Raw genomic sequence first — 18,431 nt, 5'->3', positions numbered from 1 at the left:
GGAACGGGCACGCCCCGCCCCGGCCGGAACGGAGGACCACCAGTGCGGTGGGTCCGCCGGCCGGTCCGGGGTCGGGGCGTGCCTGTTCTCGTTGGGGGGCCTGTTCTGGTTGACCCGGGCTCAGCCGCCGAGGATGTCCCTGGCGATCTCGTCCGCGTCGCGCAGGGTCCGCTGCCCGCTGCGGTAGACCGGGCCCTGCGCCTGCCGGGCCTCCGCGGCGATTGCGGTGCCCCACTGCGCGGCGGAGAGCTGCAGCCCGAGGACGTAGATCCCCTCCGTCACGGCACCGTTCGCGGCCACCGGGCGGTACGGGTGCGGGACGACGTCCAGGCCGGTGCTCTGCAGCGGGATGCCCTCGGCGGTCATTGTCAGGCGCGGCCGGACCAGGCCGTCGGCCAGCAGCTGTTCGAGGAGGGGCGAGGCGTTGACGCCCACCCGGTTCGCCGGGGCCAGGGCCTCCACCAGGACGGATGCCTCGACCCGGGCCGGGGTTTCCGCCGGCGCGATGCCCGTGGCTGAGCCCGGAGTCTCTCCCGGGCCGCCCACCCACGGGGAGGCGGCCGTGAACACGCCGGCCTTGCGGTCCACCCCGAACTTCGGGTCGGGGCCGACAAAGCTGACCACACCGGCGCGGACCAGCGCCGCGAGTTGCTCGGCGCGCAGGGCGGGCGGCCCGCTGGCCAGGCCCTCCACGAAGGCCTCGAACCAGCCGCGCAGCCCGGCCACCCAGGACTCGTCGGTGATGCCGCCGTCGGCCACCACGGACTTCAACACGGCGCGTCCGTGGTGCAACGCGCCAATCGTCATCTTCACCGGATCGTCCTCGCCCCGGACGGAGCGCCGGGCGTCGTCGAGCAGGTAGTCCGTCACCGCAGCGTCCAGCTCCGCCCGGGAGGCGAAGCTGCGCCCGGCCAGGGGCGCGGCCAGGCCCAGCAGGTCCAGCCGGCAGGCGGGGTCCACGTGCGCCTCGATGACCTCGGTAGCGGCGTCCTCCCACCTGGCGGTGGAGTGCGCGTGCGGGTGCAGCGCCTCCTCCAGCAGGGCCAGGAAGCGTTCCGGGCCGGGTCCGACGGCGTCCGGCTGCGAGCGCGCCAGGGTGGAGTAGTAGGCCCAGACTGCGTCGCGGTGGAGCAGCGGCCAGAGGTCGTGGTCGAAGGCGGGCACCACGCCGGCGGCGGCGAAGCGGCCCACCGCCTCCTCCGTGAGGTACCGGAGGCTGACCGAGGCCGGGTAGTAGCCGGAGAGGGTGGCCTTGGCCCGGTACGGGGTGCCCCGGCGGGACGCTGCGATGATGAACGGTTCCCGGCCCGAGGGCAGGTAGGTGAGCCCGGCGCCGTCGTCCGCGGGCAGGAACGTCCCGCCCCGGCCCTCGGTCAGCTGGCCCATCACGTCGAAGAAGTTCAGCCCCATGCCGCGCACCAGCACCGGCTGCACGGCCGGGATGGCGGACCAGTCGACGTCGGCCGGGACGGCCGGCGGAAGGTAGGTCAGGCCGAGCTCACCGGCGGCCGCCTGCAGCCCGCGCTGTTCGGGGTTCAGCCGGGATTCCAGGTGGCCCAGGGCCAGCACCACCGACCCGACCCTCAGCGTGGTCCCGTCCGCGAGCTCGACGTCGAACCCGCTGCCGGCGTCGTCCTCACCTGTGACGGGGCGGACCGCCGTCGCGGACGTCCGGTGGAAGGTAACAGTGACGCCTTCGGGCGCCGCAGCGACCAGCTCCTCGAGGGTGTGCCGCAGATAACGCCCATACAGCGCGCGGCTGGGGAATCCGGTGGCCTCAAGGGCGCCGAGTTCCTCGCGTTCGGCGCCGCTGAGCGCCGCGTCGGGGTCCTGGCGCTGGCGTTGCCGCCACTGCTCGAAGGTCCCGCCGGCCAGCGGGGGCGCAAGGCCGGGGTCCTGGGGCACCACGGTGGGGTAGAACGACTGGGTGTTCATCAGGTAGAGCCGCGACTGGTCGGGGCGCCAGACGTGCCCCGGGCCGGCCGGGTAGGGGTCGATGACGTCGATCTGCAGGGTGGCGCCGGGGGCCGCGGGGGCCCAGTTGGCGAGCAGCCGTTCCAGCACGCTGGTGCCCCGGGGACCGGCGCCGATCAGTGCCGTCCGGATGCTTTGCGTTGTTGCCACGGCATCCAGAGTATCGGCATCGGGCCCGGCGGCTTGACTTGCCTGCCCGGCGAGGCAGTTGCTTGGATGGGCCCATGACCACCACTGCTGCTGAGCAATTCCCCGTGTCCGGTGCCGCCCCGGGATCCGCGCCCGAACCCGTTGACGAGAACATCTGGCTGGAGGAGATCTACGGCGAGGAACAGCTGGCCTGGGTCCGCGAGCAGAACGCCCGCACCGAGGAACTGCTGGAGGACGCAGAGTACGCGGAACTGCAGGAGCGCATCCTGGAAGTCCTGGACTCCACCGACCGGATCGCCATGGTCGGCAAGCACGGCCGCTGGTACTACAACTTCTGGAAGGACGGCACCAACCCCAAGGGCCTGTGGCGGCGTACCGACTGGGACAGCTACCGGGCGGGATCGCCCGCGTGGGAGGTCCTGCTGGACGTTGACGCCCTGGCCGCCGAGGAGAGCCAGGAATGGGTCTTCCACGGAGCCAACTTCCTCCGTCCGGCCGACGGCGGCGAGCACCGCCGGGCACTTCTGGCACTCTCCCCCGACGGCGGCGACGCCAACCGCTACCGCGAGTTCGACGTCGAACGCCGCGCCTTCGTGGACCCGGCCGAGGGCGGCTTCGACCTGCCCACCGCCAAGGGCAACGCGTCCTGGCTGGACGAGGACACGCTGCTGGTCTCCAGCACCGCCGAGGGGCTGCCGCGGACCACGTCCTCCTACGCCAGCACCGGCGTCGTGCTGCGCCGCGGCGGGACCCTGGCCGACGCCGAGACGCTGTTCGAAATCCCCGAAGAGCACATGATGGCCCTGGTGGTGCACGATTCGACGCCCGGCTACGAGCGGACCTTCGCCGTGGACTGGGTCAGCTTCTTCGAGACCCGCACCTCGGTGCTGGTGGACGGCCAGTGGGTGGAGATCGATGTGCCCGCGGACGTGAACGTCAGCTCGCACCGGGACTGGCTGCTGTTCCGGCCGCAGAAAGACTGGACACTGGAGGGCACCAGCTACCCCGCGGGCTCCCTGCTGGCCGTGAACTTCGAGTCCTTCCTGGCCGGCGGCCGCGACCTGGCCGTGCTGTTCACCCCGGATGAGCACACCTCGCTGCAGTCCTGGAGCTGGACCCGGGATTTCCTGCTGCTGAACCTGCTGCGCGACGTGTCCTCCGAGATCCGGGTGCTGGACCCGCAGCGGCCCGGCACCGACTCGGCCTGGGCGGTCAAGGTCCTGGACGCCTGCCCGCCGCTGCACGACGTGAACGCCTACGCCGTCGACGACGAGGACTCCGTCGAGGGCGCGGACGGTTCCGTGGACGCCGGTGCCGCCGGGGGCAACGACTTCTGGCTGGTGGCTACCGGCTTCACCACGCCCACCACCCTCACCCGCGGCACGCTCACCCGCGCCGGCGTCGACGGGGTGGTCAGCAACCACGAGGTGGTGCGCACCGCGCCGTCGTTCTTCGAGGAGGACGCGTACGAGGTGCAGCAGCACTTCGCCGTCTCGCAGGACGGGACCCGCGTCCCCTACTTCCAGATCGCGGCGCGCGGCCTGGTTCTCGACGGCCAGAACCCCACCCAGCTTTCCGGCTACGGCGGATTCGAGGTCTCCCGCACCCCCGCCTACAGCGGCGTGGTGGGCCGTGCCTGGCTGGAACGCCGGACCGAGGAGATGGCCGGGGCCGACGGCGGGGCCCCGCACAGCCGCGGCGGCGTCTACGTGGTGGCCAACATCCGGGGCGGCGGCGAATACGGGCCCGCCTGGCACCGCGCCGCCCTGCAGGAAAACCGGCACCGCGCCTACGAGGACTTCGCCGCGGTGGCCAGGGACCTGATCTCCCGCGGCGTGACCTCGCGGGAGCGGCTGGGCTGCGTGGGCGGCTCCAACGGCGGCCTGCTGGTGGGCAACATGCTCACCCAGTACCCGGAGCTTTTCGGCGCCGTCTCCTGCGGTGTGCCGCTGCTGGACATGCGCCGGTACAGCAAACTCTCGGCCGGCTACTCCTGGATCGGCGAGTACGGCGACCCGGACAACGCCGGCCAGTGGGAGTTCATCCGGACGTTCTCGCCCTACCACCTGCTACGGGACGGGGTTGAGTACCCGGAGACGCTGATCTGGACCGCCACCTCGGACGACCGGGTGGGGCCGGTGCAGGCGCGCAAGATGGCGGCGCGCATGCAGGCGATGGGGATCCCGAACGTGTGGTTCCACGAGGCGCTCGAGGGCGGCCACGCCGGCGCCTCGGACAACCGGCAGGCCGCGGCGCTGCAGAGCCGCAGCCAGCACTTCCTCTGGCGGGCGCTGGCGGGCAGCGGCGCCTGACCCGGCGGCCCGCCAACCGTTTTGCGCTGCATGGCCGCTTCTGCGTATCCTTGGTGGGCTAGTGATAGCGGATGGAGACGTGCCAGAGCGGCCGAATGGGCTTCACTGCTAATGAAGTGTGGGGCACAACTCCACCGGGGGTTCAAATCCCCCCGTCTCCGCGTTTGGCCCCGGTCCTGGACCGGGGCCTTTTGCGTACCCGGGGGCTGGCCGGCCCAGGCCGTGCCCCGTGCCTAGCCGGCCTGGCCCAGCACCAAAGGCAACACGGCTCCCGCGCCGGCCTGGCGCAGGGCCCGGCCCGCCACAGTGACGCTCCAGCGGCTGTCCACCAGGTCATCGATCAGCATCACGCTCTGGCCCTGAATCCCGGCGAGGGCAGCCTCCAATTCCGGGCCCACCACCAGGCGCTCCCAGACCCCCGCGAGCCGGTACGCGCTGTTGCCGCCACGGCCGCCCGTGGGTCCGCCGTGGGCCAGCTGCAGCGCGCCGACGTACGGAATGCGGCCGATCTCCGAGATGCCGCGGGCCAGCGAGTCAACCAGTTCCGGCTTGCTCCGGGACGGGACGCTGACGATTCCCGCCGGCCGGCCTGCCCCGCTCCAGCCGGGGGTCCGGGAATCGCCCTGCCCCCACTCGCGCAGCACCTGGACGCAGGCCCGCAGCATCGCCGGGTCCACGGCACGGTCCGGGGCACCGGCGGCGAACGTCTCGCGCAGCGCGCCGCCCCAGCCAAGGTCGGTCAGGCGGGCGAGTGCCCGGCCGTTGGCCACGCTCTCCTCGGGCTTGATCTTGCCCTTGACGGCCACGCCCAGGCGGTCCATCCCGCTGGGCCACTGCAAACGGGGTTCCAGCACGATCCCGGCGCGGCTGAGCGTGGCATCGGCGGTCTGGGTTGCGTCGGCGGCGATGTCGGCCGGGAACCACCGTCCGGCGCAGTTGTCGCACCGCCCGCAGGGGTGGGCGGTCTCGTCGTCGAGGACAGAGGTGATGTACTCCATCCGGCACCCGGCGGTGTCCTGGTAGATCACCATGGAGTCCTGCTCGTCCACGCGGGCCTCGGCGATCCGGCGGTACCGTTCGGCGTCGTAGGCCCAGGGCATGCCGGTGGAGCGCCAGCCGCCGCCGACCCGCTCCACGGCCCCGTCGACGGCCAGGACCTTGAGGAGCAGTTCCAGCGGCGTCCGGCGCAGGTCCACGCGTGCTTCCAGGGCGACGGTGGACACGGCGGTTCCGGCTTCGGCCAGGGCGGTCAGCACCGCCGCGGCCTTCTCCTCCGAAGGCATGGACGCCGTGGCGAAGTACTGCCAGATATCCCGGTCCTCCGATCCGGGAAGCAGCAGGACGTCGGCGTTCGCGGCGCCACGGCCCGCACGGCCCACCTGCTGGTAGTACGCCACGGGCGAGGAGGGGGCGCCCAGGTGCACCACGAAGCCGAGGTCGGGCTTGTCGAAGCCCATCCCGAGGGCCGAGGTGGCCACCAGCGCCTTCACCTCGTTGTCCTTGAGCAACTGCTCCGCCCGTTCCCGGTCCGCCGGGTCGGTCCTGCCGGTGTAGGAGAGCACGTTGTGGCCGGCCTCGGCCAGCAGCCGGGCGGTGTCCTCGGCCGCGGAGACGGTCAGGGTGTAGATGATGCCGCTGCCGGGCAGGTCCCGCAGGTGGGTCAGCAGCCAGCCCAACCGCTCGCGGGAGTCCGGCAGCCGAAGGACGCCCAGCCGGAGGGAGTCGCGGCCCAGGGCGCCGCGGATGGTCAGGACGCCCTCGCCGAGCTGTTCCTCAATGTCGTGGACCACCCGGGAATTGGCGGTGGCCGTGGTGGCCAGGACGGGAACGCTGTCCGGCAGTTGGGTGATCAGGTCGGCGATGCGGCGGTAGTCCGGGCGGAAGTCGTGGCCCCAGTCGGAAATGCAGTGCGCCTCATCGATCACCAGGAGCCCGGTGCGCCGGACCAGTTCGGGGAGCTGGTTCTCGCGGAAGGAGGGGTTGGTGAGCCGCTCCGGAGACACAAGGAGGACGTCCACCTCATCGGCTGCGAGCTGCTCCCGGACGGTGTCCCATTCGAGCTGGTTGGCCGAGTTGATGGCCACGGCCCGGACCCCGGCCCGGGCTGCGGCGGCGACCTGGTCCCGCATGAGGGCCAGCAGCGGCGACACGATCAGGGTGGGGCCGGCACCGCGGCGGCGCAGCAGCAGGGAGGCGACGAAGTACACCGCGGACTTGCCCCAGCCGGTGCGCTGGACCACGAGGGCCCGCCGGCCGCCGTCGACCAACGCCTCTATGGCCTCGAACTGCCCCTCGTGGAAGTCCGCTCCCGGGTTTCCGACGAGCTCGCGCAGCACGTCCTGCGCCTGGGCCCGCGTCGTGGATTCCTGGGCCCGCGTCGTAGATTCATGGGTCGTCGAGTCAGGGGTCATGACTGGTGTGTTCTGGGGAGTAGCCATTGCTTCAGTATCCCAGCCCCCTCCGACAGCGACGAAGCCCGCCCGCACCTATGTGGACAACGTCTCCCGGGAAATCCACATAAGCGGACCCGTTTCGGCTGCGCGGCGGACCCTTCACCGTAAGATGGTGCCCGTGACTAGCGAACAGACCAAGACCTATGACCTCTCGGCCTCCTTCAAGGCCTACGACGTGCGCGGCATCGTCGGCGACTCGATCACGGTCGAGATCGTCGAGGCGGTTGGCGCCGCCTTCGTCGACGTCCTCGAACTGAGCGGACAGACGGTCCTGGTCGGCGGCGACATGCGCCCCTCCTCCCCCGAATTCAGCCGGGCCTTCGCCAACGGCGCCGCCACCCGCGGGGCCAACGTCCAGCTCCTGGATCTGATCTCCACCGACGAGCTCTACTTCGCCTGCGGCAAGCTCAACGCCGCCGGCGCCACCTTCACCGCCAGCCACAACCCCGCCGAGTACAACGGCATCAAGATGGCGAAGGCCGGCGCCGTCCCGATCTCCTCCGAGACCGGACTCAAGGAGATCCAGGCCCGCGCCGAGGAATACCTCAACGCCGGCACCATCCCCGCCCAGGGCACCCGGGGCCTGATCAGCGTCCGCGATGTCCTCAAGGACTACTCCGAGTACCTGCGCAGCCTCGTGGACCTCAGCGGCTCCCGCCCGCTGAAAGTCGTGGTCGACGCCGGCAACGGCATGGCAGGCATGACCACCCCCGCAGTCCTCGGCGACACACTGCTGCCCAAGCTGCCGCTGGAGATCGTGCCGCTGTACTTCGAACTGGACGGCTCGTTCCCGAACCACCCGGCCAACCCGCTGGAACCGGAAAACCTGCGCGACCTGCAGGCCGCCGTCGTGGAGCACGGCGCCGACATCGGCCTGGCGTTCGACGGCGACGCCGACCGCTGCTTCGTGATCGACGAGAAGGGCGAGCCGGTCTCCCCCTCCGCCGTCACGGGCATGGTGGCCCGCCGCGAGATCGCCCGCGCCAAGGCCAACGGCGAGGACAACCCGACGATCATCCACAACCTCCTGACCTCCCGCGCGGTTCCGGAACTCGTCGCCACCGACGGCGGCCGCGCCGTCCGCACCCGGGTGGGCCATTCCTTCATCAAGGCCGTGATGGCCGCGGAGGGCGCCATCTTCGGCGGCGAACACTCCGCGCACTTCTACTTCCGCGACTTCTGGAACGCTGACACCGGCATGCTGGCCGCCATGCACGTCCTGGCCGCGCTGGGCGAACAGGACGGCCCGCTTTCGGACCTGGGCCGCGAGTACGAGCCGTACCGGTCCTCCGGCGAGATCAACTCCGAGATCGAGGACAAGGCCGCCGCCGTGGAGCGGGTCCGGCAGGACTTCCACACCGAGGATGTCGAGATCGACTACCTGGACGGCAGCACCTTCGTCGCCGCCGACGGCAGCTACTGGTTCAACCTGCGCCCGTCCAACACCGAGCCCTTCCTCCGCCTGAACGTCGAGGCCACAGACCAGGAAACCATGGAACGCATCCGCGACCGGGTGCTGTCCGTGGTCCGGGGCTAACCGGGTGAGCAGCCCGACCACCGGTTCCTGGCGCAGCTCCGTGCCCGAGGCCAGCGCCACCGACTTGGAAAACCTGCTGGGCACCGGCGTCGGCGCGGCCCAGGAGCAGCTTGAGCGCAACGGCGGATTCCTGCCCTTCGCCCTGGTGGTCCAGAACGACGACGAGGTGCGGCTGGTGGCGGTCACACCGGCCGACGCCGCCGACGGCACGGACGGTGACTTCGACGCCGACGCCATGATCTCCGACCTGACGGAACTCCTCCGCCAGCACCGGGACGAGTTCCGCGCCGCGGCGATCGTCTGCGACATCACGCTGGTGGAGGAAGACTCCGACGCCATCCACGTCGCGGCCGAACACCGCGACGGCAGCGTCTTCGCCGCCGTCCTGCCCTACTCGGGCGACGACAGCGGAGACCTCCACTTCGGGGATCTCGCGGCGGACTCCAACGAACCCACCGTCTGGGTGGACTAGACCAACAGCAGACCATGAGGATCAACGCCTTCGCCGACGTCAGCCTGCGGGCCATGATGGTCCTGGCGGCAGCCCCCGGCGGCGGCCTGCTCACCACGCAGGCCGTCGCCGATGCCGTCGGCACCCCGTACAACCACGTCAGCAAGGCCATGGCCAACCTGCGGGTGATGGGGCTGATCGACGTCGAACGCGGCCGCCACGGCGGATCCCGGCTCAGCGCCGCCGGCCGCCGCGCCACCGTGGGTGAGCTGCTGCGCGCCCTCGACACCCGTCAGGACCCCGCCGACTGCGAGGTTCCCGGCGGGACCTGTCCACTGATCGCCGAATGCCACCTCCGGGGCGCCCTGCACCGTGCCCGCGAGGCCTTCTACCGCGAACTCGACGACATCGTCATCGCCTCGCTGCCCACCGAACGGCAGATGAACCCCGTCTTCGCTTCGATCGGCCTGCGCCCCGACCTCTAAGCGGCATTCCCCGCGCCCCCGAGCACCGAGGAGCATCGCCCGGCGCCGCGCCCACCGCTCTTTTCACGCGCTCCCGTCGCCCGAACTCGGCGGCCTTCGCCCGCACCCCAAACGCCGAATGACCCGCCGCCCGGTCACGATTTGCACCGAACTTCTACGAGATGTAGAAAAGAACATGTAAATACTTGTATTTGAAATGCAAGTATCGACGCACAGGGTCCGTCTGAAGACGCCGGACCACTACCTCAGGAGTCAGCACATGCTCTCGGACAAGTCCTTCCCCGTCATCGAGGCCACCCTGCCGCTGGTCGGATCCCGCATCGGAGACATCACCCCCAAGTTCTACGCCCGGCTCTTCGGCGCACACCCGGATCTCCTCGACGGCCTCTTCAGCCGGTCCAACCAGCGCAACGGCAACCAGCAGCAGGCCCTCGCCGGGAGCATCGCCGCCTTCGCCAGCCACCTGGTGACCCACCCGGGCACCCTGCCGGAGACCGTCCTCTCCCGCATCGCCCACCGGCATGCTTCCCTCGGCATCACCGAACCGCAGTACCAAGTGGTCTACGAGCACCTCTTCGCCGCCATCGCCGAAGACCTGGCCGAGGTCATCACCCCCGAGATCGCCGAGGCATGGACTGAGGTGTACTGGCTGATGGCCGACGCGCTAATCAAGCTGGAGAAGGGTCTCTACGCCGCGCAGGCCAACGACGAGATGTGGACCCCGTGGCGGGTGGCAGCCAAGCGCCCCGCCGGCACCGGCTCCATGACTTTTGTCCTGGAACCCGCGGACAGCACCCCGGTCACGGCCGCGCTGCCCGGCCAGTACGTGAGCGTCAAGGTCACCCTTCCGGACGGCCTGCGCCAAGTCCGGCAGTACTCCCTCTCCGGCGACGCCGGGACCAGCCGCACCTTCACCACCAAGATCGACGACGGCGGTGAGGTCTCCCCCGTCCTGCACGGGCACGTCCAGGTCGGCGACATCCTCGAGATCTCGAACCCTTACGGCGAGATCACCCTCAAGGAGGGCGACGGCCCGGTGGTGCTGGCCTCGGCCGGCATCGGCTGCACGCCGTCGGCCTCGATCCTGCGCTCGCTCGCCGCCGCCGGCTCGGACCGCCGGGTGCTGGTGCTGCACGCCGAAAGCACCCTGGAGAGCTGGGCGCTGCGCTCCCAGATGACCGACGACGTCGAACGCCTCGACGGCGCCGAACTGCAGCTCTGGCTCGAACGTCCGGCGGCGGGAACCCCTGCCCGCGAAGGATTCATGAGCCTGCGCGAGGTGGACCTGCCCGCGGACGCATCCCTGTACCTGTGCGGTCCGCTTCCCTTCATGAAGAACATCCGCAACGAGGCGATCAACGCCGGGATCCCCGCCGCGAAGATCCACTACGAGGTCTTCGGCCCGGATATCTGGCTCGCCAACTAGGGCCCGGCCGTACCGGCTGCCCACCGTTAAACAGACGGCGGCCCCGCACCTCTCAAGGTGCGGCGCCGCCGTCGTGGTGCGGTAAGGCTAGGAGTGCGAGGCCATCCGGGCCTTGAGCGAGTCGAGTTCGGCGCGCAGGGCGTCGGGCAGCGAGTCGCCGAAGCGGCCGTACCACTCCTCGATCGAGGCCAGCTCGGTGTCCCATTCCTCACGGTCCACGCGGACTGCGTCCTCGACGTGGGCGTGGGTCAGGTCCAGGCCGGTCAGGTCCAGGGCGTCGCCGGAGGGGACGTAGCCGATGGGGGTCTCGACGGCGTCGGCCTTACCCTCGATGCGCTCGATGGCCCACTTGAGGACACGGGCGTTGTCGCCGAAGCCAGGCCAGGCGAAGCCGCCGTCGGCGGTGCGGCGGAACCAGTTCACCAGGAAGATGCGCGGCAGTCGCTCCGGGTTGGCCTTGCCCGAGACGCTGATCCAGTGCTTGAGGTAGTCACCGGCGTCGTAGCCCATGAACGGCAGCATGGCCATCGGGTCGCGGCGCAGCACGCCCACCTGGCCGGAGGCGGCCGCCGTGGTCTCGGAGGAAAGGGTAGACCCCATGAAGATGCCATTGGTCCAGTCGCGGGCCTCGGTCACCAGCGGCACCGTGGTCTTGCGCCGGCCGCCGAAGAGGATCGCGGAGATTTCGACACCCTCGGGGTTGTAGTACTCCTCGGCGAGCATGTCGACCTGGGAGATCGGGGTGCAGAAGCGCGAATTCGGGTGTGCGGCCGGCTTGTCGGAGTCCGGGGTCCAGTCGTTGCCCTGCCAGTCGGTCAGGTGCGCGGGCACCTCGTCGGTCATGCCCTCCCACCACACGCCGCCGTCGTCGGTGAGTGCGACATTGGTGAAGATGCTGTGGCCCTTGGCGATGGCGCGCATGGCGTTCGGATTGGTGCCCCAGCCGGTCCCGGGGGCGACGCCGAAGAGGCCGGCCTCCGGGTTGGTGGCGCGCAGCTCACCCTCCTTGCCGATCCGCATCCAGGTGATGTCGTCGCCGAGGGTCTCGACCTCCCAGCCCTCGATGGTGGGGTCGAGGAGGGCGAGGTTGGTCTTGCCGCAGGCGGACGGGAACGCCGCGGAGACGTAGTACGACTTCTTCTCCGGGGAGGTGAGCTTGAGGATGAGCATGTGCTCGGCCAGCCAGTCCTCGTCCCGGGCCATCACCGAGGCAATGCGCAGGGCGTAGCACTTCTTGCCCAGCAGGGCGTTGCCGCCGTAGCCGGAGCCGTAGGACCAGATGGAGCGCTCCTCGGGGAAGTGCACGATCCACTTTTCCGGGTTGCACGGCCAGGCGACGTCGGCCTGGCCCTCTTCCAGCGGCGCGCCCAGGGAGTGCAGGGCGGGGACGTAGAAGGCGTTGGTGGCGGTGATCTTGTCCAGTACCTTGGTGCCGATGGTCGCCATGATCCGCATGGAGGCGACGACGTAGGCGCTGTCGGTGATCTCGACGCCGAACTTGGGATCCTCGGCGTCGAGGTGTCCCATCACGAAGGGAATGACGTACATGGTGCGGCCGCGCATGGAGCCGCTGAATAGGCCGCGCAGCTTCTCCTTCATCTGCGACGGTTCCATCCAGTTATTGGTGAAGCCGGCGTCGCGCTCGTTCTCCGAGCAGATGAAGGTCTGTTCCTCGACCCGGGCAACGTCGGCGGGATCGGAGAACGCCGCGAAGGAGTTGGGGAACAGCTTTTCGTTCAGCCGGGTCAGGGTGCCGGCGGCAACGAGCTCGTCGGTGAGCCGCGTGTTCTCCTCTTCCGAACCATCAACCCAGTGGATCCGATCCGGCTGGGTCAGTTCGGCTACCTCTTCAACCCACGCCAGTAGACCGGCATGCGTGGTGGGTGCTTTCTCAAGCAGCGGCATGTTCGCCAGATCGCCCATTACGGTTCCCTTCTTCGGGTTCAGTGGTGTGTCCTAAATGCTAGGGGTCGGCGTAGATTCAGATTCGGGACTTATTGCGTCTTGACGGCGCCGGGCAAAAGCAAAAACCGCGACATTCCGCGGAATAGTAAGTCCAAGCGATGGTTTATTTGTGATCAAGGTCACATAGACCGGTCTAGTCGCGGAGATTACAGCGCCTTCGATTTGGTTCTGGCGGCCCACCTCGCGTAAAGTAATTCGAGGTTCGGGGGAGCGAGAAACTCCGAAGAGCCGAAGATGCGCCCATAGCTCAGCTGGATAGAGCGTCTGTCTACGGAACAGAAGGTCAGGGGTTCGAATCCCTTTGGGCGCACAGAGAAAAATCCGCACCGGTCCGCCGGTGCGGATTTTTTTATGCCCTCGGACTGCCGGGCCGCCTGAGCGACGGGCGCAGAGTTCCGGACGGGGGCGGGCGCTGTACGGGGCGCCGGGGTTCCGGAAATCCGCGGCGGAATCGGACCGGCGCCCCGGGTACGCGGCGCGCCCGTCCGGAACCGTAGCGCGGACCGCGCGGGGCTAGGCTGTTGCCATGACGGCGCAGATTGAACGGGAATTCGATGTCATCGTGATCGGCGCTGGCGCCGTGGGCGAGAACGTAGCGGAGCGGGTGGTCAAGGGCGGCCTCACCGCGGTCCTGATCGAGGCGGAACTGGTGGGCGGCGAGTGCTCCTACTGGGCCTGCATGCCGTCGAAGGCCCTGCTGCGGCCGGGCACCGCACTGCACGGAGCCCAGAGCGTCCCCGGCGCCGAAGAGGCGGTCACCCGGGTCCTGGACACCGACGCCGTCCTGAAACGCCGCGACTACTTCACCTCCAACTGGCAGGACGACAGCCAGGTCGAGTGGGTGGAGAACACGGGCATCGAACTGATCCGCGGCCACGGCTGGCTTACCGGCGAGCGCCGGGTGGAGGTGGCCGGCCTCGACGGCAACAGCTACGCCCTCTCCGCCACCCGCGCCGTCGTCATCGCCACAGGGTCCCGTCCCAGCATTCCGCCGATCGAGGGCCTGGACGACGTCGACTTCTGGACCACGCGGGAGGCCACCTCCGCCCACGAGATCCCCGAGCGCCTGGGCGTCCTGGGCGGCGGCGTGGCCGGCACCGAACTGGCGCAGGCCTTCGCCCGACTGGGCTCCTCCGTGACCGTGGTGGCCCGCGGCGCCCTGCTCGGGACCTACCCGCAGGAGGCGGCGGACCTGGTCAAGGCCGGCCTGCGGGCCGACGGCGTCGAGATCCACGTCAACACAGCTACCAAGAGCGTCGCCACCAACGACGACGGCTCCCTCACCCTGGAGACCGGCGGCGGCACCGTCACCGTGGACAAGCTCCTCGTGGCCACCGGCCGCCACCCCGCATTGGAGGGGCTCGGCCTGGAGAGCGTGGGCCTGGCCGCCGAAGACGGCAAGGACCTGACACTGCGCACCGACGCAACCGGCCTGGTGCACGACGCGCAGGGCAACGCCGCCGGACCCTGGCTTTACGCCGTGGGCGACGCCGCCGGCAAGGTGATGCTGACCCACCAGGGCAAGTACGAGGCCCGCGCCACCGGCGACGCGATCGCCGCCCGCGCCGACGGCTCCCTGATCGGTGACCCGGCCCCGTGGAGCCGCTACGCCCAGACCGCCGACGAGCATGCCGTTCCCAATGTGGTCTTCACCGACCCGGAGCTGGCCAGCGTCGGTCGCAGCCTGGAGCAGGCGAAGAAGGACGGCTACACGGCGACCTCGGTGGAGCTGCCGATCGAGGTGGCGGGTTCGTCCCTGCACTCGGAGCATTACAAGGGCTGGGCACAGCTGGTGGTGGACGAGGACCGCCGGATCCTCCTGGGAGCCACCTTCGCCGGGCCGGACGTGGCGGAGCTGCTGCACGCCGCCACGATCGCCGTCGTGGGCGAGGTGCCGCTGGACCGGCTGTGGCACGCCGTCCCCTCCTACCCGACCGTCAGTGAGGTGTGGCTGCGGCTGCTTGAGAGTTACGGGCTGTAGCCGCCTGGGGAACCGGGCCTGTTCCGTTCCCCACATCTATTTGAACTGACCGGTCAGTTTAGTTAGCCTTGAAGCAGACAACTTCTGCGAAAGGCTCCTCTCCGTGCTCAGCGTTCACCAGCTCTCCGTCAAGGGCCGACGCGTCCCGCTGCTCCCGCCCACCTCACTGCAGGCCTCCCGCGGCGAGCTGCTGCTCGTCACGGGCGACCGCCAGGACCAGCGCACCGCCCTGGCCCTGACCCTCTCCGGGCGGATGAAGCCCTCAGCGGGCACCGTCGAGTGGGACCGCCACGGCCGGATCAAGCAGCTGCGGCAGCGTGCCGCCGTCGTCGACGCCCCGGGCGTGAACGAACCCGAGCCGCACCTGAGCGTCCGCGACCTGGTGACCGAGGACCTCGCCCTGGTCCCCCGCCGGTACCGCGGCGCGCTGCTCAGCACGCCATGGCTGAAAGTCAACCGGTTCGAGGACATCGCCGGCGCCTGGGCCGATGACCTGGCCGCCGACCGCCGGCTGGAGCTCCTGACCGCGCTGGCGCTGGCCAACCCGCGGACGGACCTGCTGGTGGTGGACTCCCCCGACCGCCACAGCGGCGATCCCGCGGACTGGCTGCCCCGGCTCGAGGAGCTGGCGTACGACGCCGGCCGGCCGCTCGCCGTCGTCGCCACCGTCGCCGCCGTCCCCGCCGGCTGGACCGGTCCAGTCACCGCGATCGGCAACGCCGCTCCCGCCGTCGAAGCCGCAGAGGGTGCCGAACAACCCGAAGACCCCCAGACACCTTTCCCCGCCGGGGACCCCGCCGCAGCGCCGGCCCCCGCCGAACCCGTCGTTGAAACCGAGGACATCCGATGACCGTCTTGCGGCTGGCCCGCTCCGAACTCAAGCGCATGACCGGTGGCCTGCTCCCGAAGCTGACCATCCTGGCCCTGACCCTGGTGCCGCTGCTCTACGGGGCGGTGTACCTCTACGCCAACTGGGACCCGTACGGGAAGCTGAACCAGATCGACGCCGCCCTGGTGGTCGAGGACAGCGGCGCCACCACCGCCGACGGCTCCCGCCTGGACGCCGGCCACAAGGTCGCGGACAGCCTGCTGGAGGCCCACAATTTCAACTGGCAGCAGGTCTCCAGCTCGGCGGACGCGGACGAGGGTGTCAGCAGCGGCAAGTACGCGTTCGCCCTGAAGATTCCCCGCGACTTCTCGACCAATCTGGCCTCCCCCGGCAGCTTCGACGCGGCGAACCAGGCCATGCTGAACGTCACCACCAACGACGCGAACAACTACCTGCTCAGCACCATCGTCGATAAGCTGACGACGGCGGTCCACAGCACGGTCGCCAAGGAGGTGGGTGAGGAGACCGCCAACAAGCTGCTGACCGGTTTCGGCACCATCCACTCGCAGATGCTCAAGGCCTCCGACGGCGCGCACAGCCTCGCCGACGGTGTCTCCTCGCTGCACACCGGCGCGGCCTCCCTGCACGAGGGCACCGGATCCCTCCGGAGCGGGGCCGCCGAACTGGCGGCCGGGCAGCACAAGCTGCTCGACGGTGCGAACGCCCTCAACAGCGGCGCCGGGCAGCTCTCCTCCGGGCTGGGGCAGCTCAAAGACAAGACCGCCACCCTGCCGCAGGACTCGCGGCAACTGGCCGACGGTGCCGCCCAGGTGGCCGCCGGAAACGCAGCGCTCAACGCCAAGGTCCAGGGCCTGGCCGGGCAGATGGCCGCCGCCGACCAGGCCGCCGCCCAGGCCGAGCGCGCCAAGGTGGCGGAGTCGACGGCCCGCATGGTGGCCTCCGGGTTGATGCTCCAGCCCCAGGCCGACGCGCTGATGGCCGACTACGACGCCCATAACACCCGGGCCCCTTCCGGCGCGGCCGCCGCCCTGAAGGGCGCCGCCGGGCAGATCCAGCAGCTTGCCGATGGTTCAGCCGCCGTCAGTGCGGGCGCCGCAAAGCTGGCCGGGGCGACGCCGGCCCTCACCGGCGCCGTCGGGAAGGCATCCGCCGGCGCCGACCAGCTCGCCAGCGGCTCCGCCGCCCTGGCCAGCGGGGAACAGAACGCCGCGGCCGGAGCGGACAAGCTCTCCGAGGGCGCGGCACAGCTCGACGACGGCGCTGCGCAGCTGGACAGCGGCTCCGCCCAGGCGGCCGACGGCGCCGGCACCCTGGCCGGGGAAATCGCCAAGGGCGCGGGGCAGGTCCCGAACCCGGACGACTCCCAGAAGAACAGCCTGGCCAAGGTCATCGCCGATCCCGTAGCCGTCAGCAACGTCTCCCAGGCCAAGGCCGGCTCCTACGGTGCAGGGCTCGCGCCCTTCTTCCTGACCCTGGCCCTGTGGATCGGCATCTTCATGCTGGTCCAGGCCATGCGCCCGATCACGCAGCGCGCCCTGGCCTCCAACGCGCCGTCGTGGAAGATCGCCGCCGGCGGCTGGCTGCCGTTCCTGACGGTCGCGGCCGTCCAGGCCAGCCTGCTCACGCTGGTGGTGGACGTGGGACTGGGCCTGAACCCGGTCCACCCGGTGCTGATGTGGGTGCTGATGCTGGCCGCGGCGATGGCATTCAGCGCCATCATCCAGGGCATCGTGGCGCTGCTGGGCACCCCCGGCAAGCTGGTGGTCCTGATTTTGCTGGTCCTGCAGCTTGTCTCCTCCGGCGGCACGTTCCCGTGGCAGACCACCCCCGAGCCGCTGCACGTGGTGCACCAGGTCCTGCCGATGGGCTACGTGGTGGGCGGCATGCGCCACTTGATCTACGGCGCCGACCTGGCCGGGATCGTGCCCGTGATGCTGGGGCTGGTTGGCTACACTGTGCTGGGATTGGCGATGTCCGCCGTCGCCGTCCACAAACACAAGTTCTGGACGCTCAAGACCCTGAAACCGGAGATCGCGGTATGACCAGCAACGTCACCGAGGCCGGGGACAAGAAGCTCCGGCCCGGTCGCACCGGGGCCACCAAGCAGAAGCTGTTCGAGGCCTCCATGGAGCTGATCGGCGAACGCGGCGCGGCCGGTGTGACGGTGGATGAGATCGCCGCCGCCGCGGGGGTGTCCAAGGGCACGGTCTACTACAACTTCGGCAGCAAGTCGGACCTGATCGCGCAGCTGCTGCGGTACGGCGTGGACATCCTCATGACGCGGCTGCTCAGCGTCAAGGACGAGGCCGACGACCCGCTGCTGGCGATGGACGCGATGATCGGCCAGGCGATGGACTTTATGGCCGATTACCCCTCCTTCGCCCGCCTCTGGGTCAGTGAGAACTGGCGCACCCCCAGCGAGTGGCAGGACACCTTCGCCGAGCTCCGCGGCCGCCTCCTGGGCGTGATCCGGGCCTCGATCGAGGCCGTGGCCGCCCGCTACCCCGTCGATCCGGACATCTCCCGCGGCAGCCTGGAGACCGCGATCTTCGGCGCCTGCTTCGTCGTGGGCCTGGACCGGCAGACCTACAACCCGGAGCGGACCCGAGAACAGAGCGTCGCCGCGATCATGGCCAGCATGCGTGGCTACGTCCTGAAGTAGCCCCGCTCGGGGATGATGGATTCCATGCGCCACATGGGGAGAAGCGGGAAGACCGCCATCGGAGCCGCCCTCGCGGCGCTGGCCCTGCTGGTGCTGGCCGGATCCACCCTCAACGGGACGGTGGCGCTGTGGTTCCTTGCGGCCGCAGCGCTGGCCTACGTGGCATGCGTGACCGAGGTGCTGGT

Annotated in this window: 12 protein-coding genes and 2 tRNA genes; 11 read left to right on the top strand and 3 right to left on the bottom strand. The window is 70.1% G+C overall.

Going from position 1 to position 18,431, the window contains the following annotated elements; all coding sequences use genetic code 11:
* Positions 1 to 120 precede the first annotated feature (120 nt).
* Complete coding sequence (locus AB0O44_RS08855; protein ID WP_364136596.1) at positions 121 to 2,124, bottom strand: FAD/NAD(P)-binding protein; 2,004 nt, start codon at positions 2,122 to 2,124, stop codon at positions 121 to 123.
* A 74-nt stretch (positions 2,125 to 2,198) separates the two neighbouring features.
* Between AB0O44_RS08855 and AB0O44_RS08850 the strand changes: the two genes are divergently transcribed.
* Both AB0O44_RS08850 and AB0O44_RS08845 read left to right on the top strand, forming a co-directional pair.
* Entirely contained in the window at positions 2,199 to 4,436 is a 2,238-nt protein-coding gene (locus AB0O44_RS08850; RefSeq protein WP_364136594.1) for a prolyl oligopeptidase family serine peptidase, read from the top strand.
* A gap of 73 nt (positions 4,437 to 4,509) precedes the next feature.
* A tRNA-Ser gene (locus AB0O44_RS08845) sits at positions 4,510 to 4,597 on the top strand.
* A 72-nt stretch (positions 4,598 to 4,669) separates the two neighbouring features.
* Here AB0O44_RS08845 and AB0O44_RS08840 read toward each other — a convergent pair.
* Complete coding sequence (locus AB0O44_RS08840) at positions 4,670 to 6,847, bottom strand: RecQ family ATP-dependent DNA helicase (RefSeq protein ID WP_364136699.1); 2,178 nt, start codon at positions 6,845 to 6,847, stop codon at positions 4,670 to 4,672.
* Between the two features lie 160 nt (positions 6,848 to 7,007).
* On the opposite strand from AB0O44_RS08840, the gene AB0O44_RS08835 reads away from it, so the two are divergent.
* The 4 genes from AB0O44_RS08835 (at position 7,008) to AB0O44_RS08820 (ending at position 10,788) form a co-directional block, all read left to right on the top strand.
* Complete coding sequence (locus AB0O44_RS08835) at positions 7,008 to 8,426, top strand: phosphomannomutase/phosphoglucomutase (RefSeq protein ID WP_364136592.1); 1,419 nt, start codon at positions 7,008 to 7,010, stop codon at positions 8,424 to 8,426.
* Between the two features lie 4 nt (positions 8,427 to 8,430).
* Positions 8,431 to 8,898, top strand: coding sequence for a hypothetical protein (locus AB0O44_RS08830; protein WP_364136590.1), 468 nt, complete (start codon positions 8,431 to 8,433; stop codon positions 8,896 to 8,898).
* Positions 8,899 to 8,912: 14 nt separating this feature from the next.
* Positions 8,913 to 9,362 carry an Rrf2 family transcriptional regulator gene (locus AB0O44_RS08825; protein WP_364136588.1) on the top strand — a complete coding sequence of 150 codons (450 nt, stop codon included), beginning with the start codon at positions 8,913 to 8,915 and terminating at the stop codon, positions 9,360 to 9,362.
* Positions 9,363 to 9,621: 259 nt separating this feature from the next.
* On the top strand, positions 9,622 to 10,788 hold the full coding sequence (locus AB0O44_RS08820) for a globin domain-containing protein (protein WP_364136586.1): 1,167 nt from the start codon (positions 9,622 to 9,624) through the stop codon (positions 10,786 to 10,788).
* Between the two features lie 87 nt (positions 10,789 to 10,875).
* Here the strand turns inward: AB0O44_RS08820 and AB0O44_RS08815 are convergent, their stop codons facing one another.
* On the bottom strand, positions 10,876 to 12,711 hold the full coding sequence (locus AB0O44_RS08815; RefSeq protein ID WP_364136584.1) for a phosphoenolpyruvate carboxykinase (GTP): 1,836 nt from the start codon (positions 12,709 to 12,711) through the stop codon (positions 10,876 to 10,878).
* Positions 12,712 to 12,989: 278 nt separating this feature from the next.
* Between AB0O44_RS08815 and AB0O44_RS08810 the strand changes: the two genes are divergently transcribed.
* From AB0O44_RS08810 to AB0O44_RS08790, 5 genes are all read left to right on the top strand, one after another.
* Positions 12,990 to 13,063: transfer RNA gene (locus AB0O44_RS08810), tRNA-Arg, on the top strand.
* 216 nt (positions 13,064 to 13,279) lie between these two features.
* Positions 13,280 to 14,734 carry an NAD(P)/FAD-dependent oxidoreductase gene (locus AB0O44_RS08805; protein WP_364136582.1) on the top strand — a complete coding sequence of 485 codons (1,455 nt, stop codon included), beginning with the start codon at positions 13,280 to 13,282 and terminating at the stop codon, positions 14,732 to 14,734.
* Between the two features lie 103 nt (positions 14,735 to 14,837).
* Positions 14,838 to 15,584, top strand: a complete 747-nt coding sequence (locus AB0O44_RS08800; RefSeq protein WP_364136580.1) for an ABC transporter ATP-binding protein — start codon at positions 14,838 to 14,840, stop codon at positions 15,582 to 15,584.
* Complete coding sequence (locus tag AB0O44_RS08795) at positions 15,581 to 17,626, top strand: YhgE/Pip domain-containing protein (RefSeq protein WP_364136578.1); 2,046 nt, start codon at positions 15,581 to 15,583, stop codon at positions 17,624 to 17,626. The genes AB0O44_RS08800 and AB0O44_RS08795 overlap by 4 nt, the downstream gene beginning before the upstream one ends.
* Positions 17,623 to 18,246 carry a TetR/AcrR family transcriptional regulator gene (locus AB0O44_RS08790; RefSeq protein ID WP_364136576.1) on the top strand — a complete coding sequence of 208 codons (624 nt, stop codon included), beginning with the start codon at positions 17,623 to 17,625 and terminating at the stop codon, positions 18,244 to 18,246. Before AB0O44_RS08795 ends, AB0O44_RS08790 begins: the two co-directional genes overlap by 4 nt.
* Positions 18,247 to 18,431: the final 185 nt, after the last annotated feature.

This window comes from Arthrobacter sp. NPDC080082 (genome assembly GCF_040686595.1).
GTDB lineage: Bacteria > Actinomycetota > Actinomycetes > Actinomycetales > Micrococcaceae > Arthrobacter.
The sequence above is the reverse complement of the archived record's forward strand: the minus strand, read 5'-3'. Positions and strand labels throughout refer to the sequence as shown.

Coding starts and splice junctions, on each gene's coding strand:
- AB0O44_RS08825 (WP_364136588.1), top strand. CDS start 8,913: ATGAGGATCAACGCCTTCGCCGACGTCAGCCTGCGGGCCATGATGGTC.
- AB0O44_RS08815 (WP_364136584.1), bottom strand. CDS start 12,711: ATGGGCGATCTGGCGAACATGCCGCTGCTTGAGAAAGCACCCACCACG.
- AB0O44_RS08795 (WP_364136578.1), top strand. CDS start 15,581: ATGACCGTCTTGCGGCTGGCCCGCTCCGAACTCAAGCGCATGACCGGT.
- AB0O44_RS08820 (WP_364136586.1), top strand. CDS start 9,622: ATGCTCTCGGACAAGTCCTTCCCCGTCATCGAGGCCACCCTGCCGCTG.
- AB0O44_RS08850 (WP_364136594.1), top strand. CDS start 2,199: ATGACCACCACTGCTGCTGAGCAATTCCCCGTGTCCGGTGCCGCCCCG.
- AB0O44_RS08840 (WP_364136699.1), bottom strand. CDS start 6,847: ATGACCCCTGACTCGACGACCCATGAATCTACGACGCGGGCCCAGGAA.
- AB0O44_RS08790 (WP_364136576.1), top strand. CDS start 17,623: ATGACCAGCAACGTCACCGAGGCCGGGGACAAGAAGCTCCGGCCCGGT.
- AB0O44_RS08805 (WP_364136582.1), top strand. CDS start 13,280: ATGACGGCGCAGATTGAACGGGAATTCGATGTCATCGTGATCGGCGCT.